1 protein-coding gene is annotated in these 370 nt (G+C 48.6%); it reads left to right on the top strand.

What is annotated here, in order from left to right; translation table 11 throughout:
* A partial coding sequence (locus LKK83_RS27030) for a hypothetical protein (RefSeq protein WP_324634582.1) occupies positions 1-237 on the top strand: 237 nt, incomplete at its 5' end.
* Positions 238-370: the final 133 nt, after the last annotated feature.

The following is a 370-nucleotide window of genomic DNA, read 5'->3' as shown; positions in this document are numbered from 1 at the left end:
TTGCGATCGCAATTCCCAGACGCGGCAATTTTCCTCAGCGGCACCGTCGCGGTGGACTTCCCCGAAGACCTCAAACCGCAACTCGATCCATTGAAACTGTCAACGCTAACAGTTAGCGGATCGAATGTTACTTTGACTTACCACCCCATCGAACGAGCGATCGCCGATCTGAACGACCAATATGCAATCGGCAATCTTCAACTAAAAATCTTTTCTGTCCGCCCGGATGGATTTTAAATAACAAGTTTCACACCTGCCATCAAGGTGGTTTTTAGATCTTTGGATCTTTAGATCTAGAGGATTCTGGAACCGTTGTGGTGCAGGGATTTCAGCCTTCGATTGATGCGGTGCGATCGCATAGCTGTGCGAG

Source organism: Phormidium sp. CCY1219 (assembly GCF_035615515.1).
Taxonomy (GTDB): Bacteria; Cyanobacteriota; Cyanobacteriia; order Cyanobacteriales; family Laspinemataceae; genus CCY1219.
This window is presented reverse-complemented; position numbering and strand designations above follow the sequence as displayed.